Source organism: Lysobacter antibioticus (assembly GCF_001442535.1).
Lineage (GTDB): Bacteria > Pseudomonadota > Gammaproteobacteria > Xanthomonadales > Xanthomonadaceae > Lysobacter > Lysobacter antibioticus.
Genome location: NZ_CP013141.1, coordinates 2,514,628 through 2,533,086, shown reverse-complemented (window position 1 = coordinate 2,533,086; position 18,459 = coordinate 2,514,628). Strand labels below are relative to the sequence as shown.

At 66.6% G+C, this 18,459-nt stretch carries 14 protein-coding genes; 6 read left to right on the top strand and 8 right to left on the bottom strand.

The genetic code is table 11. The annotated features are described in order from the left end of the window. The first annotated feature begins 108 nt into the window (after window positions 1-108). The 4 genes from atpA (at window position 109) to GLA29479_RS10240 (ending at window position 4,694) form a co-directional block, all read left to right on the top strand. A complete protein-coding gene (gene atpA, locus GLA29479_RS10255; protein ID WP_057919211.1) occupies window positions 109-1,659 on the top strand; it encodes a F0F1 ATP synthase subunit alpha in 1,551 nt (516 codons plus the stop codon). Between the two features lie 110 nt (window positions 1,660-1,769). After that, window positions 1,770-2,633 (top strand): F0F1 ATP synthase subunit gamma, encoded by an 864-nt coding sequence (atpG, locus tag GLA29479_RS10250; RefSeq protein WP_031371122.1) that lies wholly within the window; start codon window positions 1,770-1,772, stop codon window positions 2,631-2,633. 67 nt (window positions 2,634-2,700) lie between these two features. Next, window positions 2,701-4,131, top strand: a complete 1,431-nt coding sequence (atpD, locus tag GLA29479_RS10245) for a F0F1 ATP synthase subunit beta (protein ID WP_031371123.1) — start codon at window positions 2,701-2,703, stop codon at window positions 4,129-4,131. 137 nt (window positions 4,132-4,268) lie between these two features. After that, window positions 4,269-4,694: a F0F1 ATP synthase subunit epsilon gene (locus GLA29479_RS10240; RefSeq protein WP_057919210.1), complete on the top strand. Its 426-nt coding sequence runs from the start codon at window positions 4,269-4,271 to the stop codon at window positions 4,692-4,694. A gap of 217 nt (window positions 4,695-4,911) precedes the next feature. On the opposite strand, the gene GLA29479_RS10235 is transcribed toward GLA29479_RS10240, so the two are convergent. Further along, window positions 4,912-5,295 carry a GtrA family protein gene (locus tag GLA29479_RS10235; RefSeq protein ID WP_057919209.1) on the bottom strand — a complete coding sequence of 128 codons (384 nt, stop codon included), beginning with the start codon at window positions 5,293-5,295 and terminating at the stop codon, window positions 4,912-4,914. Between the two features lie 131 nt (window positions 5,296-5,426). Here GLA29479_RS10235 and GLA29479_RS10230 point away from each other — a divergent pair, with 131 nt between their 5' ends. Continuing rightward, complete coding sequence (locus GLA29479_RS10230; RefSeq protein WP_057971511.1) at window positions 5,427-6,350, top strand: glycosyltransferase; 924 nt, start codon at window positions 5,427-5,429, stop codon at window positions 6,348-6,350. On the opposite strand, the gene GLA29479_RS10225 is transcribed toward GLA29479_RS10230, so the two are convergent. Next, window positions 6,316-7,917, bottom strand: coding sequence for a glycosyltransferase 87 family protein (locus GLA29479_RS10225; RefSeq protein ID WP_057971510.1), 1,602 nt, complete (start codon window positions 7,915-7,917; stop codon window positions 6,316-6,318). The genes GLA29479_RS10230 and GLA29479_RS10225 overlap by 35 nt on opposite strands. 72 nt (window positions 7,918-7,989) lie before the next feature. On the opposite strand from GLA29479_RS10225, the gene glmU reads away from it, so the two are divergent. Continuing rightward, window positions 7,990-9,369 carry a bifunctional UDP-N-acetylglucosamine diphosphorylase/glucosamine-1-phosphate N-acetyltransferase GlmU gene (gene glmU, locus GLA29479_RS10220; protein WP_425478850.1) on the top strand — a complete coding sequence of 460 codons (1,380 nt, stop codon included), beginning with the start codon at window positions 7,990-7,992 and terminating at the stop codon, window positions 9,367-9,369. A 144-nt stretch (window positions 9,370-9,513) separates the two neighbouring features. On the opposite strand, the gene GLA29479_RS10215 is transcribed toward glmU, so the two are convergent. The 6 genes from GLA29479_RS10215 to GLA29479_RS10190 form a co-directional block, all read right to left on the bottom strand. Beyond that, on the bottom strand, window positions 9,514-10,299 hold the full coding sequence (locus GLA29479_RS10215) for a glycoside hydrolase family 18 protein (RefSeq protein WP_144436445.1): 786 nt from the start codon (window positions 10,297-10,299) through the stop codon (window positions 9,514-9,516). 590 nt (window positions 10,300-10,889) lie between these two features. Next, on the bottom strand, window positions 10,890-12,197 hold the full coding sequence (locus GLA29479_RS10210; RefSeq protein ID WP_057971509.1) for a sensor histidine kinase: 1,308 nt from the start codon (window positions 12,195-12,197) through the stop codon (window positions 10,890-10,892). Between the two features lie 10 nt (window positions 12,198-12,207). Further along, window positions 12,208-13,563 carry a sigma-54-dependent transcriptional regulator gene (locus GLA29479_RS10205; RefSeq protein WP_057919204.1) on the bottom strand — a complete coding sequence of 452 codons (1,356 nt, stop codon included), beginning with the start codon at window positions 13,561-13,563 and terminating at the stop codon, window positions 12,208-12,210. Window positions 13,564-13,834: 271 nt separating this feature from the next. Beyond that, on the bottom strand, window positions 13,835-15,721 hold the full coding sequence (locus tag GLA29479_RS10200; RefSeq protein WP_082638503.1) for a DUF885 domain-containing protein: 1,887 nt from the start codon (window positions 15,719-15,721) through the stop codon (window positions 13,835-13,837). A gap of 149 nt (window positions 15,722-15,870) precedes the next feature. Continuing rightward, entirely contained in the window at window positions 15,871-17,097 is a 1,227-nt protein-coding gene (locus tag GLA29479_RS10195) for an ABC transporter permease (protein WP_057971508.1), read from the bottom strand. Window positions 17,098-17,120: 23 nt separating this feature from the next. Continuing rightward, complete coding sequence (locus tag GLA29479_RS10190) at window positions 17,121-18,449, bottom strand: ABC transporter permease (protein ID WP_057971507.1); 1,329 nt, start codon at window positions 18,447-18,449, stop codon at window positions 17,121-17,123. Window positions 18,450-18,459 lie beyond the last annotated feature (10 nt).

Below are 18,459 nucleotides of genomic sequence, written 5' to 3'. Positions count from 1 at the left end.
AATCGTTCGAAGCTCGCTCTTCCGACTCCCGATTCCCGACTCCCGATTCCCGAATAAAGAAAGCACCCGCGCGTCGCCCCATCGCGATGCAGGACCAAGGAAACGACAATGGCAAGCACCCAGCTCAACCCGTCCGAAATCAGCGAACTGATCAAGACCCGCATCGAGAAGGTCAAGCTGGCCGCCGAAGCGCGCAATGAAGGCACGGTCACCTCGGTGTCCGACGGCATCGTGCGCATCCACGGCCTGGCCGACGTGATGCAGGGCGAAATGATCGAACTGCCGAACAACACCTTCGCCCTGGCGTTGAACCTGGAGCGCGACTCGGTCGGCGCCGTGGTGCTGGGCGATTACGAACACCTGCGCGAAGGCGACATCGCCAAGACCACCGCACGCATCCTGGAAGTGCCGGTCGGCCGCGAACTGCTCGGCCGCGTCGTCAACGCGCTCGGCGAGCCGATCGACGGCAAGGGCCCGATCGCCGCGACCATGACCGCTCCGGTGGAGCGCGTGGCCCCGGGCGTGATCTGGCGCAAGTCGGTCGACCAGCCGGTGCAGACCGGTTACAAGACCGTCGACGCGATGATCCCGATCGGCCGCGGCCAGCGCGAGCTGATCATCGGCGACCGCCAGACCGGCAAGACCGCCCTGGCGATCGACGCGATCATCAACCAGAAGGGCACCGGCATTAAGTGCGTGTACGTCGCGATCGGCCAGAAGGCTAGCTCGGTCGCCAACGTCGTGCGCAAGCTCGAAGAGAACGGCGCGCTCGCCCACACCATCGTGGTCGCCGCGACCGCGTCCGAATCGGCCGCGATGCAGTACATCAGCGCCTACTCGGGCTGCACCATGGGCGAGTACTTCCTCGACCGCGGCGAAGACGCGCTGATCGTGTACGACGATCTGTCCAAGCAGGCCGTGGCCTACCGCCAGATCTCGCTGCTGCTCAAGCGCCCGCCGGGCCGCGAAGCCTACCCGGGCGACGTGTTCTACCTGCACAGCCGCCTGCTCGAGCGCGCCGCGCGCGTGTCGACCGACTACGTCGAGAAGTTCACCAACGGCGAAGTGAAGGGCAAGACCGGTTCGCTGACCGCGCTGCCGATCATCGAAACCCAGGCCGGCGACGTCTCGGCGTTCGTGCCGACCAACGTGATCTCGATCACCGACGGCCAGATCTTCCTGGAAACCGACCTGTTCAACGCCGGCATCCGCCCGGCCGTGAACGCCGGTATCTCGGTGTCGCGCGTCGGCGGCGCGGCCCAGACCAAGATCGTCAAGAAGCTGTCCGGCGGCATCCGTATCGCCCTGGCCCAGTACCGCGAGCTGGCTGCGTTCGCGCAGTTCGCTTCCGACCTCGACGAAGCCACCCGCAAGCAGCTCGAGCGCGGTCAGCGCGTGACCGAGCTGATGAAGCAGAAGCAGTACGCGCCGATGTCGATCGCCCTGCAGTCGCTGTCGATCTACGCGGTCGACAAGGGCCACATGGACGACGTGCCGGTGGCCAAGATCGGTGCGTTCGAAGAGGCGCTGCACGCGCACTTCACCAACACCGCCGGCGAGCTGGTCAAGAAGATCAACGACAGCGGCGACTGGAACGACGAGATCGAAGGCGCCTTCAAGAAGGGCATCGAAGAGTTCAAGCGGACCGGGACCTGGTGAGTAAGGCCGGGATTCGCGATTAGGGATTCGGGATTCGGCGCAGCCGATCCCGATCCCAGTTTCAGCGAATCCCGAATCCCGAATACCCAATCCCACGAGCGGAGCGAGCAATGGCCGGCGGCAGAGAAATCAAAACCAAGATCAAGAGCGTGCAGAACACCCGCAAGGTGACGCGCGCGCTCGAAATGGTCTCGGCTTCCAAGATCCGCAAGGCGCAGGATCGGATGAAGACCTCGCGCCCGTACGCGCGCGTGATCAAGCAGGTGATCGGTCACCTGGCCCAGGCCAATACCGATTACAAGCATCCGTACATGGTCGAGCGCAAAGATCCCAAGCGCGTCGGCTATGTGATCGTGTCGTCCGACCGCGGCCTGGCCGGCGGCCTCAACAACAACCTGTTCCGCAAGCTGCTCGGCGAAATCCGCAAGTGGCAGGAGCAGGGCGTCGAGGTCGACGTGGTCACCATCGGCCAGAAGGCGTCGGTATTCTTCCGCCGCATCAAGGTCAACATGCTCGCTTCGGTCACCCATCTGGGCGACAAGCCGCACCTGGAGCAGTTGGTCGGCGTGATCAAGGTCATGTTGGACGCCTACAGCGCCGGCAACATCGATCGCGTGTTCCTGAGCTACAACGATTTCGTCAACACGATGACCCAGCGCGCGGCGTTCGATCAGCTGCTGCCGCTGCCGGCGCCGGAGACGCAGGTCGCCAAGCACGACTGGGACTACATCTACGAACCCGATGCGCAGACCGTGCTCGATCACGTGCTGACGCGCTACATCGAGTCGCTGGTGTACCAGGCGGTGTTGGAGAACGTGGCTTCCGAGCATGCCGCGCGCATGGTCGCGATGAAGTCGGCGAGCGACAACGCCAGCAAGCTGATCGGCACCCTGAACCTGGTCTACAACAAGGCCCGCCAGGCAGCGATCACCCAGGAAATCTCCGAAATCGTCGGCGGCGCCGCGGCGGTCTAAACCATCCGGTGGGCGCGGCCAGGCCAGCGACCACGAGCAGCATTTGAAAGTTACTGAGGAATCAAAGATGAGCAGCAGCCAGGGCAAGATCGTTCAGATCATCGGTGCGGTCGTCGACGTCGAGTTCGCACGCGAATCGGTGCCGCGCGTGTACGACGCGCTGAAGGTCGAGAACACCGCCATCACGCTCGAAGTGCAGCAGCAGCTCGGCGACGGCATCGTGCGCGCGATCGCGCTCGGTTCCACCGACGGCCTCAAGCGCAACCTGATCGCCATCAACACCGGCAAGGGCGTTTCGGTGCCGGTCGGCGTGGGCACCCTGGGCCGCATCATGAATGTGCTCGGCGAGCCGATCGACGAAGCCGGTCCGGTCGAAGCCACCGAGCATTGGGAAATCCACCGCGCGGCTCCCGATTACGCCGACCAGTCCTCGGGCAACGAGCTGCTGGAAACCGGCATCAAGGTCATCGACCTGATGTGCCCGTTCGCCAAGGGCGGCAAGGTCGGCCTGTTCGGCGGCGCCGGCGTGGGCAAGACGGTCAACATGCTCGAGCTGATCAACAACATCGCCACCGAGCACTCGGGTCTGTCGGTGTTCGCAGGCGTCGGCGAGCGTACCCGCGAAGGCAACGACTTCTACCACGAGATGGCCGAAGCCGGCGTCATCCAGCTCGAGAGCCTGAAGGACTCGAAGGTCGCGATGGTGTACGGCCAGATGAACGAGCCGCCGGGCAACCGTCTGCGCGTCGCCCTGACCGGCCTGACCATGGCCGAATACTTCCGCGACGAGAAGGACGAGAACGGCAAGGGCCGCGACGTCCTGTTCTTCGTCGACAACATCTACCGCTACACGCTGGCCGGTACCGAAGTGTCGGCGCTGCTCGGCCGTATGCCGTCGGCGGTGGGTTACCAGCCGACCCTGGCCGAGGAAATGGGCGTCCTGCAGGAGCGCATCACCTCGACCAAGACCGGTTCGATCACCTCGATCCAGGCCGTGTACGTGCCCGCGGACGACCTGACCGACCCGTCGCCGGCCACCACCTTCGCCCACCTCGACGCCACCGTCGTGTTGAGCCGTAACATCGCATCGCTGGGTATCTACCCGGCGGTCGACCCGCTCGACTCGACCTCGCGTCAGCTCGACCCGAACGTGATCGGCGCCGAGCACTACGACACCGCGCGTCGCGTCCAGGCCACCTTGCAGAAGTACAAGGAGCTCAAGGACATCATCGCGATCCTCGGCATGGACGAGCTGTCGGAAGAAGACAAGCAGGCCGTGTCGCGCGCGCGCAAGATCGAGCGTTTCTTCTCGCAGCCCTTCCACGTCGCCGAAGTGTTCACCGGCGCGCCGGGCAAGTACGTGTCGCTGAAGGACACGATCCGCGGCTTCAAGGGCATCGTCGAAGGCGAGTACGACCACCTGCCGGAGCAGGCGTTCTACATGGTCGGCGGCATCGAGGAAGCGGTCGAGAAGGCCAAGAAGATGGGCGTGGGCTGAGACGCCTGACGGCGTCTCGGGAATTGGGAGTCGGGATTCGGGATTCGTAAGAGCGGAACGTCGGCCGTTGCTTCGGCTTTAGACGATTCCCCATTTCCCATTCCCGATCCCCGTCGAACGAGCAAAGCGAGAAAGATATGGCCACTACGTTCCGTTGCGACATCGTCAGCGCCGAGGAAGAAATCTTCCACGGCGAGGCGACGCTGCTCGTCGCCACCGGCGAGATCGGCGAACTCGGCATCGCACCGCGCCACGCGCCGCTGATCACGCGCCTGAAGCCCGGCAAGGTCGTGGTGACCCTGCCGAGCGGCGAACAGCTGGATTTCGTCGTCTCCGGCGGCATCCTGGAAGTGCAGCCGCAGGTCGTGACCGTGCTGGCCGACACCGCGATCCGCGCCCAGGACATCGACGAGGCTGCCGTCCGCGCCGCCAAGGAAGAAGCCGAGCGCATGCTCGCCAACCGCGGCCCGCAGATGGATGTCGCCGAAGCGCAGTCCAAGCTCGCCGAGGCGATGGCGCAGCTGCAGGCGCTGGAGCGTCTGCGCAAGAACATCAAGCACTGAGTCTTGCTTCGCAACGCCGCAGCAGGTCATCGCTGCAACGAAAACGCCGGCCTTGCGCCGGCGTTTTTCGTTTCGGGATCGAGTGGCGGCCATGTGCACGGGTGCTTTCATGCCGTCGCCCCCGCGAAGGCGGGGGTGAGGGCAGGAGAGAGGCGGGTGCGCCCCGGTTATCGCGGCGCCGTTGCGAACTCAGCGCCGGCCTCTCAGCGTCGGCCTCTCAGCGTCGATACACCCAATGGCGCGAAGCGAGGAAGCCGATGCCTCCCAGGATCACTTCGATCACCGGTTTGGCGAGCCAGGTCCATTTGAGGCCAGCGTAGGCATCGACGGTACTGATCGCCCAGGTGCTGGCGATGGTGGTGGCGATCCACATCGCCACGAAACGCCCGAACTGGCGTCGACCGACCCGGGTGTCTTCGCTGGCGAAGGTAAAACGCCCGTTGAGCCAGAAGCCGAGCAAGGCGCCGCTGATGCGGCCGGCCAGGTTCGCGGCCTCCACCGGCATGCCCATATGGCTCAGCCCGACCATGACGCCCCAGTCGATGAAGTACTGAAATACCCCGAACATGAGGTAATTGCGGCTCTGGCGGGTGAGACTCATGCGCCAGCCTCGGCGGTGAGGGCCGGGTGGGGGCTTGCAGGGGCGGGCGGGGCGGCGGTCATGCGCGCATTCTAGCCAAGCGACCCTGTACCATCGCGCCCATCACCAGCCGGCACGACGGGAGCGGCGGTTTGCGCAGCGCAGTACTCATCCCCTGCTACAACGAAGCCCGGACGGTGGCCAAGGTGGTCGCCGACTTCCGCCGCGTCCTGCCCGACGCCGAGGTCTGGGTGTTCGACAACGCCAGCACCGACGACACCGCGGCGATCGCGCGCGCCGCCGGCGCCCGGGTGCACCGCGTGCCGGCCAAGGGCAAGGGCAACGTGGTGCGTGCGATGTTCCGCGAGGTCGAGGCCGACGTCTATGTGATGGTCGACGGCGACGACACCTACCCGGCCGATCACGCCGCGATGCTGATCGAGGACATCGTCGAGGGACGCGCCGACATGGTGGTCGGCACGCGGCTGGAAAGCCACGACAGCGGTTCGTTCCGGCGCTTTCATGGCTTCGGCAATCGCCTGGTGCGCTGGAGCATCGGCCGCCTATTCGGGCAGCCGGTGCGCGATGTGCTGTCGGGCTACCGCGCCTTCTCGCGCCGCTTCGTCAAATCGATGCCGGTGCTGTCGAGCGGTTTCGAAATCGAGACCGAGATGACCGTGTTCGCGATGGCCCACGCCTTCGTACTCAGCGAACGCACCGTGCCCTACGGCGTGCGCCCGGAAGGCAGCGAGTCCAAGCTCAACACCTTCCGCGACGGTTTCCGCGTGCTGCGCACGATCGGTTTTTTGTTCAAGGATCTGCGGCCGCTGCTGTTCTTCGGCGTCGCCGCCTTGATCGCGGGTTTGGCGAGCCTGGGCTTCGGCGCCTTCGTCGTCCACGAATACACCCTCAGCGGCGAAGTCACCCATCCCTCGACCGCGGTGCTCGCCGCGGCCCTGGCCCTGACCGCCTTCATCCTGCTCGCGACCGGGCTGATCCTCGACACCGTCAACCGGCGCTCGAACGAGATCCTGCGCCTGATCACCGACCAGGTGGTGCGCTACAGATCGGAGTGAACGGCGTCCGCGCGAGCGGGCACAGTTCGATCTCGGCCAGACTGTCGGCAACGCGCCGGCAGGCGCCGTCGACGCGCAAGCCGTACAGGGTCATGCGTTCTGCGGCGACCGTGTCGACTTCGACCGGGCGCAACAGCCACAGCGGCCCGTCATGGCCGGCGATCCGGCTTTCCACGCGCGCCTGCAGTCGCGTGCACTGCTGCGGGTCCATGAAGTTGTTGCGTATCGCCAGCGCCGGCACGCCGCGCGGCAGGAACGCCACCGCATGCCCGATCGGCGTCTCGGTGCTGGTCACGACCAGGCTGTCGGCGGGCAACGCGGGAAACTCGACCGAGATCATCGGGCTGCGGAACGGGTCGCGTCCCCAACCCGGATGCTTGGTCGGTGCGATGACCAGCAGTGCGCCGACCACCAACGCGGTGCGCGACCCACGCCGCGCGAATGCGACCGAGATCACGCCGACGATCAGCACCGAGAACAACAGTTCGAGCGGATACAGATAGCGGTAGATGCTGTAGACGCCGAGCCAGAACGTATAGCTGACCACGACGAAGGCCAGCAGCGGCCAGTACGACGCGGCGGCTTCGCGTTGCTGGGAAGCATCGGCAGCGACAGGCAATGCGCTCGCCGCTTCGGCACCGCGCTTGCCACGCAGCCACAGCCAAACCGCGAATGCGCCGAAACCGAGCAGCAGGCGCGCATCGGCGAGCGATGCCTCGGAGAAATCGTTGTTCTTGCGCAGCAGACGCAGGGGCACGTTCAGCGCGTCCAGCGCGGTCTTCGGCAGGAAGCGCAGGTCGCGGCGCTCGCTGAACAGCGCATCGGGCGAGTGGAACCAGTGATTGAAGTAGGGGAACAGCGGATTGCCGTGATGCTCCCACAGGTACCAGCCCCACGGCCCCCAGCTCAGCGCCGCGCCGAGCGCGCCGCCGATCGCCAGCGCGACCAGCCGTGCCGGCAGTTGCTTCAGCGGCCCCGCGCACAGCGCCATGGCGATGAAGCCCAGGCAGTACATCACGGCGGTGAGCTTGAGGCCGGCGGCGATGCCGGCCAGCAGGCCGACCGGCAGCCAGGTCGCCCAGGCGCCGCGGCGCCGGAACGAATCGACCGCCCACCACAAGCCAGCCAGCACGAAGGCGCCGACGATGTGATCGTTGAACGTCGCCGCGGTGCCGGGATACACCGCCGCACCGGTGATCGCGACCAGGCCCGCCATCCAGGTGCGCAAGCGGCTGCGCTGCGCCGGCATCAGCGCGTCGAGCAAGCGCAGGCCGAACAGCAAGGCGATGAAGCTCGGCAGGGCCAGCCACACCATGACCAGCCAGCCGCTGGCGCCGCCCCGCACCAACAGGGCGAAGGGCAGGTCGGCGATCGGGTTGTGCCAGGTCTGCATCTGCGCCGCGGCGATGTCGTAGCCCAGGCGTCCGTCGAGCCAGGCCAGCGGCGTGTACAAATGATAGTTACGCAGGTCCCAGTTTGCGTCCTGGCGTTGGACCAGCGCCGCGAGCAAGGTGAAGAACAGGGCGACCAGGGCGGTCGGCCGCCAGGAAACGCGCTCAGCGGGCATGCAGAATCCTCGTCAAGGCAGTTGCTAAGATTCGGCCCGGACGCGGAGTGCGCGTCGAGGAACCCGAAATCCATGGCTCACGATTCGATGAATCAATTGCATATCGTCATCCTCGCCGCGGGCGAGGGCAAGCGGATGAAGTCCGCCACCGCCAAGGTGCTGCAGAAGATCGCCGGCCGGCCGATGCTGGCGCACGTGATCGAGACCGCGCGGGCGCTGCGCCCGGCCGGCATCCATGTGGTCTACGGCCATGGCGGCGAACAGGTGCGTGCGGCCTTCGAGGGCCAGGACGACCTGCATTGGGCCGAGCAGCAGCAGCGCCTCGGCACCGGTCATGCGGTGCAGCAGGCGATGCCCGGCGTGCCGCAGGATGCGCGAGTGCTGGTGCTGTACGGCGACGTCGCCCTGATCACCCCCGAGACCCTGCAGCGTCTGCTCGCCGCACCGGGCCGCATTTCGGTGCTGGTCGCCGATCTGGACGACCCGACCGGTTACGGCCGCATCGTCCGCGATCCCGAAGGCCGCGTCGGCCGCATCGTCGAGCACAAGGACGCCGACGAGGAACAGCGCGAGATCCGCACCGTCAACACCGGCATCCTGGTCGCCGATGGCGAGCCGCTGCGTCGCTGGCTCGATCGCCTCGGCAACGACAACGCGCAGGGCGAGTACTACCTGACCGACGTGTTCGCCGCGGCCGCTTCCGAATACAGCCCGGCCGAGATGGTCCACGTCGCCGACCCGATCGAAGTCGAAGGCGCCAACGATGCCTGGCAGCTCGCGCAACTCGAGCGCGCCTACCAATGGCGCGCGGCGCGCGCGGTCTGCCTGCAGGGCGCGCGCCTGGCCGATCCCTCGCGCTTCGATCTGCGCGGCGAAGTCCGGGTCGGCCAGGACGTCGAGATCGATGTCGACGTGGTCCTGGAAGGCAAGGTCGAACTCGGCGACGGCGTGCGCATCGGGCCGTTCTGCCGGCTCAAGGACGTCAAGCTCGGCGCCGGCACCCTGGTGCGCGCGCATTGCGACCTCGACGGCGTGGTGGTGGAGGGCGCGGCGCAGATCGGTCCCTATGCGCGTCTGCGTCCGGGCACCGTGCTCGCCGATGGCGCCCACGTCGGCAACTTCGTCGAAACCAAGAACGCCACGCTCGGCGTCGGCAGCAAGGCCAATCACCTGACCTATCTCGGCGACGCCCTGATCGGCGCGGGCGTCAACGTCGGCGCGGGCACCATCACCTGCAACTACGACGGCGTCAACAAGTCGACCACCACCATCGAGGACGGCGCCTTCATCGGCTCCAATACTTCGCTGGTGGCGCCGGTCACCGTCGGCAAGGACGCGACGATCGCCGCCGGCTCGGTGATCACGCGCCTGGCGCCGCCGGGAGAACTGACCGTCGCGCGCGCGCGCCAGTCGACGGTGGAAGGCTGGAAGCGGCCGGTCAAGAAGCAGTAAGCGGTCGCAGACGCATCGCGGCGCGCCTTGTGGCGCGCCGCGATGCCGCCCGCTGCAAGAAAGCGGGCGCAGAGACTTCACAGAGCTGCCTGGATTAAGCCCCAGAGTCTTCAGCGTCATCGTCTCACGCCGCTGCGACTTCGATCAGGGAACGTACTCCACCGACTCGGTAGAGCCGATCTGCGCCTTGGCGATCTCGGTGTAGTACTGCTCGGCTGCGGCCCTGTCGAGGAAGGCGTTCGGCGCCCAGATCATCACGCCCTGGTAGCCGCCGCTGGCGACGCTTTGAGCGATGGAGCCCGCTTGCGAAGCCGAGCTGAACTCGGGCGAGATGCCGAGGAACAGGCTGGACTTGCTCATGCCGTAGCCGACGTACGGCGTCAGATAGCTGACGCTGCCGCCGTAGGTCATCTCATAGCCTTCGGTCAGCTGGTTGGCGGCGTTGTTGGGCGAGCGGAAATACTGCGAGTCGGACCACAACGCCTTGCTCAGGGTCTTGCCGGAAAAGTAGGGGTTGCTGCGGATCGCCTTGAGCACCGAATAGAACGAACTCGCGCTGCCCGAGCAACTGGAGTACTCGTCGTCGACGTTGATGCCGTCGAGGCCGTACTTGACCACGTCGGTCACCATCGCGTTGCCGAGCCGGGTCGCGGTCTTGGAGGTCATGTTGCACGACCAACCCGCGTTCTGATGATTGCCCAGATAGGAAATCTGGACCTTGATGCCGCCGTTCTGCAACTGCCTGACCGCGTCGATGTTGTCCTTCAGGATCGCGCTCATCTCCGTGTTGTAGTACAGCACCGGCGTGTTGGGCGTGCTGCCGTTGATGTTGGCGGCGAACAACACCAGGTCGGAGAAAAACGGCTGGCCGGTGCTCTTGACCCGATAGTGGCCGATGTCCTTCACGTCCTGCGGCGAAGGATTGTTCAAGAACACGACGTTGCGCGCGCAAGCTCCGAAGCTTGCAAGAAATGCGATTAGACCAGCAGCCAGAAGCGTAGATTTGCGAAGCATTGGCGAATCTCCTGTTCGGTTGTTTGGAATTTTCTGCGTTTTTTGCGGGCGCACACGTCCTCCAGCGTTCGGGTTTCAGGGGCGTCCTGACTAGAAACGAACGCGAGGGCCGCTCCCCTACATCGATCTTGTGCATCGCGTCGAACGCGAGCGGCGAGCGAGGCGATCTCGCGCACTTCGATCGTCATGCGAGGCCAGCGCAGTCGCTGCGGTTGGCGAGGGTCGAATGGGCGTCCGGCGGTTGCCGGCTATGTTGATGCGCTTGTGGTCGATGTGTTGCGACGGCATCGTCGATGTTGCGATGACCGCCATCACGCATCTTCGGCGCAAGCGGAAACCGCAGGGTTCGATGTGTTCGGCGACACCGCTTCGATGCCGCAGGCGCGCCGTGAAATCGACAAGAGCCAAGAGGCTGCTGCGCCGATCGTGGCTACGATCCGTCGTCGAGCCGGTTGCGGCGGCCGGAGTGCGCACAGGCATCGGCCGTTATCGCGCTTACCCGTGCCTTACGAATCGGGCAGCACCATCGACACGCACAGGCCGCCGCCTTCGCGATTGAGCAGGGCGATGCGGCCGCCGTGGGCCTCGGCGATCTCGCGCGCGAGCGCCAGGCCCAGGCCGGTGCCGTTGCGCTTGGTCGAATAGAACGGCAGCAGGGCATTGGACAGTACGGCGTCGTTCATGCCGCTGCCGCGGTCGAGCACGTCGATGCGCCAGGCGTCCTGCACACGGCGCAGTTGCAGGCGTACTTCCTCGGGCTTGGAGCCGGACTCGTGGGCGTTCTTGAGCAGATTGATCAGGCTCTGTTCGAGCTGCGCGGCGTCGACCCGCGCGATCGCTTCGCCCTGCACGCCGTCGTAGGCGAAATCGACCTGGCTGCGCAGTTGTTCGACGAAGCGCGACCATTCGATCGGCTGCAGGCGCGGCGAGGGCAGCTTGGCGAAGCGCGCATAGTCGCGGATGAAGCCTTCGAGGTGGCGTGCGCGTTCTTCGATCGTGGTCAGCGCGGTCGGCAGGCGCTCGTACTGGCCGCGGCGCAGCAGCTCGGCGCCGGAGTGGGCGAGCGAGGCGATCGGCGCCAGCGAGTTGTTGAGCTCGTGGCTGATCACCCGGATCACTTTTTTCCAGGTCTGCACCTCCTGGCGCCGCAGCTCGGCGGTGAGCTGGCGCAGCAGCACCAGCTCGTGGGCGCGGCCGTTGAGGCGGAAGATGCGCCGCGAGAGGTGATAGATCTCTTCGTTCTCGATGTCGCCGACCGAGAACATGCCGTCGCCGCCGCGCTCGAAGGCTTCCTGCATCGGCGTAGGCGCGCGCGACAGCAGGTCGGCGAAACTCTGGCCCTCCAGGCGCCGGCCTTCGCCGAGCATCTTGCGCGCGGCGAGATTGCCGTGAACGATGCGCCGGGTCGGGTCGACCAGCATCATCGCCACCGGGGTGTTCTGGATCATGGTGTCGAGCAGCAACTCGCGTTGCACCAGGCTCAGGCGTTGTTCGCGCAAGGCGTCGCCGAGGCGGTTGTGGCTGGCCACCAGCTCGCCGAGATCGCCCTTGCCGGTCCAGTTGAAGCTGATCGAATAGTCGCCGTCGCGATAGCTGGCGACCGAGCCGGCGAGGGCGCGGAACAACGAGTTCATCGGCGCGAACGCGCGCTGCACGTGGTAGATCAGCAACGGCGCGAGCGCGGCCACCACGATCGCCAGCGCGATCCAGCGATTGGCGATGTAATCCGACAGCCATAGAGTCAGCGCGGCGCCGGCTGCGAGATAGGCCAGCGCGATGGCGCCGAAGACCAGACTCAGGGGAAGGCGGCGCATGATCGGGTCCTCAGTCGCGCTTGATGCCGAGCCGTTCGAGGCGGCGGTACAAGGCCTGCCGCGACAGGCCGAGTTCGCTGGCGGCTTGTGCGAGCACGCCGCCGGCGCGTTCGAGCGCGGCCTCGATGGCGATGCGGTCGGGCTCTTCGCCGCCGTTGCCCGCACTCGACGGCGGCGCGACCGGCAGGCCGAGGTCGGCCGCGCCGATGCTGTCGCTGCGCGCGAGCAAGGCGGCGCGCTGCAAGGTGTTGCGCAGTTCGCGCACGTTGCCGGGCCAGGCATGCGCGTACAACGCGCTCTCGGCCTCTTCGCTGAGGCGCTTGCCTTGGGCGAGCGCGTTGTCGCGCAGGAAATGCCGCGCCAGCGGCAACACGTCGTCGCGGCGTTCGGCCAGCGGCGGAATATCGATCTGGATGGTGTTGAGACGGTAGTACAGGTCTTCGCGGAAGCGGCCGTCGCGGATCATCGTCGGCAGGTCGGCGTTGGTGGCGCTGATCACCCGCACCTTGACCTGGCGCTCGCGGTTCGAGCCGAGCCGTTCGAAGCGCCCGGTCTCGAGCACGCGCAACAACTTCATCTGACCCGCCGGCGGCAGGTTGCCGATTTCGTCGAGGAACAAGGTGCCGCCGTCGGCGGCCTCGAACTTGCCTTCGCGCATCTTGTTGGCGCCGGTGTAGGCGCCGGCGTCGGCGCCGAACAGTTCGGCTTCGATCAGTTCGGTCGGCAGCGCGCCGCAGTTCAAGGTCACGAAGGGGCCGGCCTTGACCGAGGAATTGGCCTGGATGATCTCGGCGATCTTTTCCTTGCCGGCGCCGTTGGGGCCGGTGATCAGCACGGGCACGTCGGCGCGCGCGACCTGGCCGGCGAGCTCGATCACCCGCGCCAGTTGTTCGGAACCGAACACCAGGCCGCGCAGGTCGTAGCGCGCTTCGAGATCGCGCTGCAGCTTGCGTCGCTGTTCGTGCAGGCGCGACACCTCGCGGGTGCTGGCGCCGAGTTCGAGCAGGTTCTCGACGCTGGCGAGCAGTTTCTGGTCGTCCCAGGGCTTGGCCAGGTAATCGGCGGCGCCGGCCTTGGCCAGGTCGACGGCGATGTCCAGGTGCGTCCACGCGGTCAGCAGGATGATCGGCAGATCCGGATGGCGCGCGCGGATCGCGCGGAACAGCGCGACGCCTTCCTCGCCCGAGGTGGTGTCGGCAGTGAAGTTCATGTCCTGCAGGACCAGGCCGATGTTCTCGCGGGTCAGCAGTTCCAGGCCCTCGTCCGGCGACTGTGCGGTGACCACGCGGATCTCGCGCAGGCCGAACAGCAGGTCGAGCGCGGTGCCGACCGCCGGGTTGTCGTCGATGACCAGGACCGTGCGCATCAGGAATCCGTGTGGTTCGGGAGCGGGCGCCGGATTGCGGCGACTCGTTGTCGAGGCAGTATACGGCGCGGGCTCGGCGGTGCAGGTCAGGCCGGCGAGGAACGGCCGGTGGCATCGATGCTCGGCGTGCGCCGATCGCGACAGGCCTTGGGAACGCGAAGTCCGCGAGCCGCGGATCGCCCGGGCTCCTCTCGCGTGGCCGCGAGAGGAGCGGGGCCGGCCGTCGTCCGGCTTGGACGAGGTTCGTTTGGAGAGGCTTACTTCGCGATGCTTATTTCGCGACCTTGGCCGGCGCGGCGTCGGCCGGCACCGAAGCGATCCAGCGATCGATCCGCGTTTCCAGCTCGCGCAGCGGCAAGGCGCCGCCGCCGAGGATCTGGTCGTGGAAGGCGCGGATGTCGAAGCGCGCGCCGAGCTGCGATTCGGCGCGGGCGCGCAGTTCGCGGATCTTCAACTGCCCGACCTTGTAGGCCAGGGCCTGGCCCGGCCAGGCGATGTAGCGATCGGCTTCGGCCTGGATGATCGGCTCTTCCATGTCGGAGTGGTCGCGCATCCACTGCACCATCTGCTCGCGGCTCCAGCGCTGGTGATGCACGCCGGAGTCGAGGACGAGACGGTTGGCGCGGATCAGTTCCTGCGAGAGGCGGCCGAAATCGCTGTAGGGGTCCTGGTAGAGGCCGACTTCCTTGCCGAGATCCTCCGAGTACAGGCCCCAGCCTTCGATGTAGGCGAGCTGGCCGGTCAGGGTGCGGAACTTCGGCAACGCCGGCAGGCCGCGCGCGACCGACAACTGCAGGTGATGGCCGGGCACGCCCTCGTGATAGGCGATGGCCTCGACCGTGGTCAGCAGGCGCTTTTCGGGTTCGCCGGTATTGACCGTGATCAGGCCCGGGCGCTTGCCGTCCGGCGTGCCGGGCATGTACTGCGCCGACGAGGCTTCTTTCTCGCGCCAGGCCTCCACCGCCTGCACCTGCACCGCGGTGGTCGGCAGGGTGCCGAACAGGTCGGGCAAGCGTTTTTCCATCGTCGCGATGTATTGGCGATACAACTCGAGAATCTGCTCGCGCGACTTCGCGTGGCGGGCAGGGTCGGCCGCTATCGCCTTGCGTGCGGTCTTCAGATCGGCATAGCCCAAGCGCTGGGCGATCTCGGTCTGCGCGCGTTCGATGCGTTCGACCTCGCTCAGGCCGAGGCGATGGATCTGCTCGGGCGTCATCGACGAGGAGGTGAACTGTTCGATCGCATAGCGGTACAGGGCATCGCCGTTCGGCACCGACCAGACGCCGTACTGCTCGCGGCCTTGCGGCGCGTATTCCTTGGCGACGAACTCGGCCAGGCGGCGATAGGCCGGCCGTATCTGCTGGTCGACGACTTCGAGGATCTGCTTGCGCAGGCGCTCGCGTTCGGCCGCCGGCACGCTGTCGGGGAACTTCTTCAGCGACGCGGCGAACACGCTGTCCTCGCCGGCGACGTCGGCGATGCCGTTGCATTGCGCAGCGACCTTGTCGAGCAGGTAGCGCGGCTGCATCAGGCCGTTCTTGGCCCCCTCGCGGGCGACCTCGGTGACCTGGTCGAGGATGCGCGGAATCCCGCGCAGGCGGACGAGGTAGTCGTCGTACTGCTGGGTGTCGTTGAACGGGAATGCCTTGACCATGATGGTCAGGAACAGATGGGTGCCGTTGAACTGGTCCAGCGGCATCTGGTTGGTCTTGAGCTCGTAGCCCTGGATGTCGTTCTCGAGCCAGCGCACCAGCAGACGGTGATTGAGCAGATCGCTGTCGGCGAAGCCGGTGCTGTCGACGGCCTGCAGGCGCGCGAGCAAGCGGCGGGTCGCTTCGTTGTGGCGCTTGGCGCCGGCCAGGGAGAAATCGCTCCAGGCGGCGTTGTAGCGGTAGTCGCCGAAGAAACTGGCCTGCTCCGGCAACTCGCGCATCAAGCCTTCCCACTGCTCGTCGACCAGGGCGTTGAACTGGCGGGTGCGGGCGGCGACATCGCCGGCCGGCGCGGCGGCCGCGGCCCGGACGTTCGAGGTCGGAGCGGTCGCGGTGTTGTCGGCGGCGTAAGCGGCGGGCAGGCAGATCGCGCCGGCGAGCGCGGCCGACAACGCGGCGATGCGCAGTGCGGAGCGCGAGGGGCGATGCGGGTACGCAAGAGTCATGGTGGGCTCCGTGGTGGCGAATGGCGTTGGGGCGGGAAGCGAAGTCCCGGTTCCGTCCGGTGTCCGGACGGGGTTGATATCCACAGATACGGCGAAGGGCGGATCGGTGGCACAGCCGAGCGATTTTATTTTCCCGGCGACGCCAGCGATCAAGCCGATCGCGTCGCCAGCGCAGGCGGCACCATCGCCGCGCGCCGGGCCGGGCCGTACACCGCGAGTTGTCCGAGCAGCCACAGGCACAGCGCGCCGAGCGGCAGATAGAACCCGGGCAGGCGCGGCAGTTCGTAATAACGCATCAGGGCCAGGTTGATCGCGAACGCCAGCGCCATGCCCAGGCCGATGCCGATGCTGGTCAGCAGGAAGTTCTCGGTCTGGAAATAGCGCAGGATCTGGCCGCGGGTGGCGCCGAGCGCGCGGCGCACGCCGATCTGCTTGGTCCGTTGCTGCACCCAGAAGCTGGCCAGGCCGACGATGCCGAGCGCGGTCACGATCAGCAGGGCGATGCAGACCGAAGCCAGCAGCCAGACCATGGAGCGGTCGGTCTGATGGAACTTGTCGCTCATGTTCTCGAGGGTGTCGTTGTCGACGTCGAGGATGCGCACCGGGCCGTTCTTGCTCAACGCTTCGGCGGCGCTCTTGAGCACTTCCTGGCGCCGTGCGGGATCGGTACGAATCAGATAGATGCCGCTGTTGTAGTCCACCTGGATCGGGAAGATCACCGAGTAGTCGGCGCTGGCCGCGCCGAAATGCTCGGTCGGGCGCAGCAGGTGTTCGACCACGCCGACCACGTGGGTCGGCGAGTCGCCCCAACCGTAGAACACCTTGCCGATCGGGTCCTGGCCCGGGAACAGCGCGTCGGCCAGCGAGCGGGTGACGATCGCCGAAGCGATCGGATAGTCCGAACCCGGTTCGCGGATCTTGCGGTAGCTGAGCACTTCGTCGGCGTTGAAATCGCGGCCGGCGACCAGCTTGAGCCCCATGGTCTTGAGGAACTGCTCGTCGCCGAGATAGGTCGTGGCGTTGGCCGTCGGCACCGGTTGGCCGCGCGTGAGCTCCAGCCCCGTGTTCCACGACGAACTGCCGTAGCGCACCTGGTTGGTCACGGTCGCCGCCTTGACCCCGGGCATCGAGCGCAGCACGGCCAGGTCCGACTCGGTCAACGAATCGGCGCCGTTTTTCTCGTTGATGCCGCTGATCGAGAACCGGATCAGCTCGTTCTCGACCATGCCGCTGGGGCGCTGCATGCGGGCGATGCGGTTTTCGATCAGGAACACCGCGTTGCAGATGATCGCGCAGGTCAAGGCGACTTCGAACACGATCAGCGCGGCGGCGGTCTTGTGCCGGCGCAGGGTGGACAGGATGGGGCGGATATCCATGGCGTGCCTCGACGGAAAATGGATCACTGACTCTTGAGCTGGATGGCCGGCGTCACCTGGCAGGCGCGCCAGGCCGGCAACAAGCCGGCGAGCACGCTGGCGGCGACGGCCAGAAGGAAGGTGACGAGCAACATGGTCGGGTCGAGGCGGGCGAGGGCGGCATAGCTGACCGGTTGCTGGCGCACCGCCCACAGGCCCAACTGCGCCAGCAGCAGGCCGAGCAGGCCGCCGGCCAGGCCGACGGTGCCGGCTTCGACCAGGCACTGGGCGAAGATCGCCGTGCGGGTCGCGCCGAGCGCGCGACGCACGCCGATCTCGCTGGAGCGGCGCAGGAACTTGGCCAGCAGCAGGCCGACCGTGTTGAGCAGGCAGACCAGCAGGAAGCCGAAGGCGAGCCAGGTCTGCAGGCGCACGTCGGCGGGGACGACGCGTTTGAAGTCCAGCCATTGCATCAGGTCGTCGAGCTTCGGCGCGGTCGGCCGCTCGAAGCGCCCGGCGCTGCGCTGTTGGGCGACGTAATTCTGCAGGTACTGGCGATAGGCCGAAACTTTTTCCGGCGTGCCCAGCTCGACCCAGTACTGCACCCAGGCGCACTTGGCGTTGATGCTGCGGTTGCCTTCTTCGTCGACGTTGTTGTCGCCCCAGCAATCGATGTTGCCTTGCGAGCTCATGCGCAGGTCGCGGCTGGTCGAGAACGGCAGGAACAGCGCCTCGGGTTCGCCGAAGCCGCCCGGGCCGGACAACTCGTAGAAGGTCGGTTGCGGATGCCAGTCGCGGATCACGCCGACGATGCGGAACTCGCTCTTGTCGATCCACAGCGACTTGCCGACGCTGTCGCCGCCGCCGAACAGTTTCTCGTTGAGGGTGCTGCTGATCACGGCAACTCGAGCGCGGCGCGCATCGTCTTCGCCCGGCCACGGGCCGCCGTACTGGAACGGCACGCCGAACATGGCGAAGAAGTCGGTCGAGGTGAAGCGCGAGATCTGGCGGAACGGCGGCAGGCCGTCGCGGCGCGGTTCGATGGCGACGTCGCCGCCGCTCATCAGCGCCTGGCGGTCGCCGCGCTTCTCGCGCAGCAGCGTCTCGGCATCGAAGCGGCTCATGTCCTCGTGCGGCTCGTCGCCGGGCGTATAGCCGGCCATCGGCCGCGGATCCATGCGCGGATGGAACAAGTGCTCGCTCCTGCCCGGCAGCGGATCGCCGGACAGCACGTAGAACACGGTCAGGGTGGTCATCGCCGCGCCGATGCCGAGCGCGATGGCGACCACCATCAGCGCGGTCAGCACCTTGTTGCGCTTGAAGCTGCGCAGGGCGAGCTGGACGTAATAGCCGAACTGGCTGTTTCCGGTCATGGCGACGGTC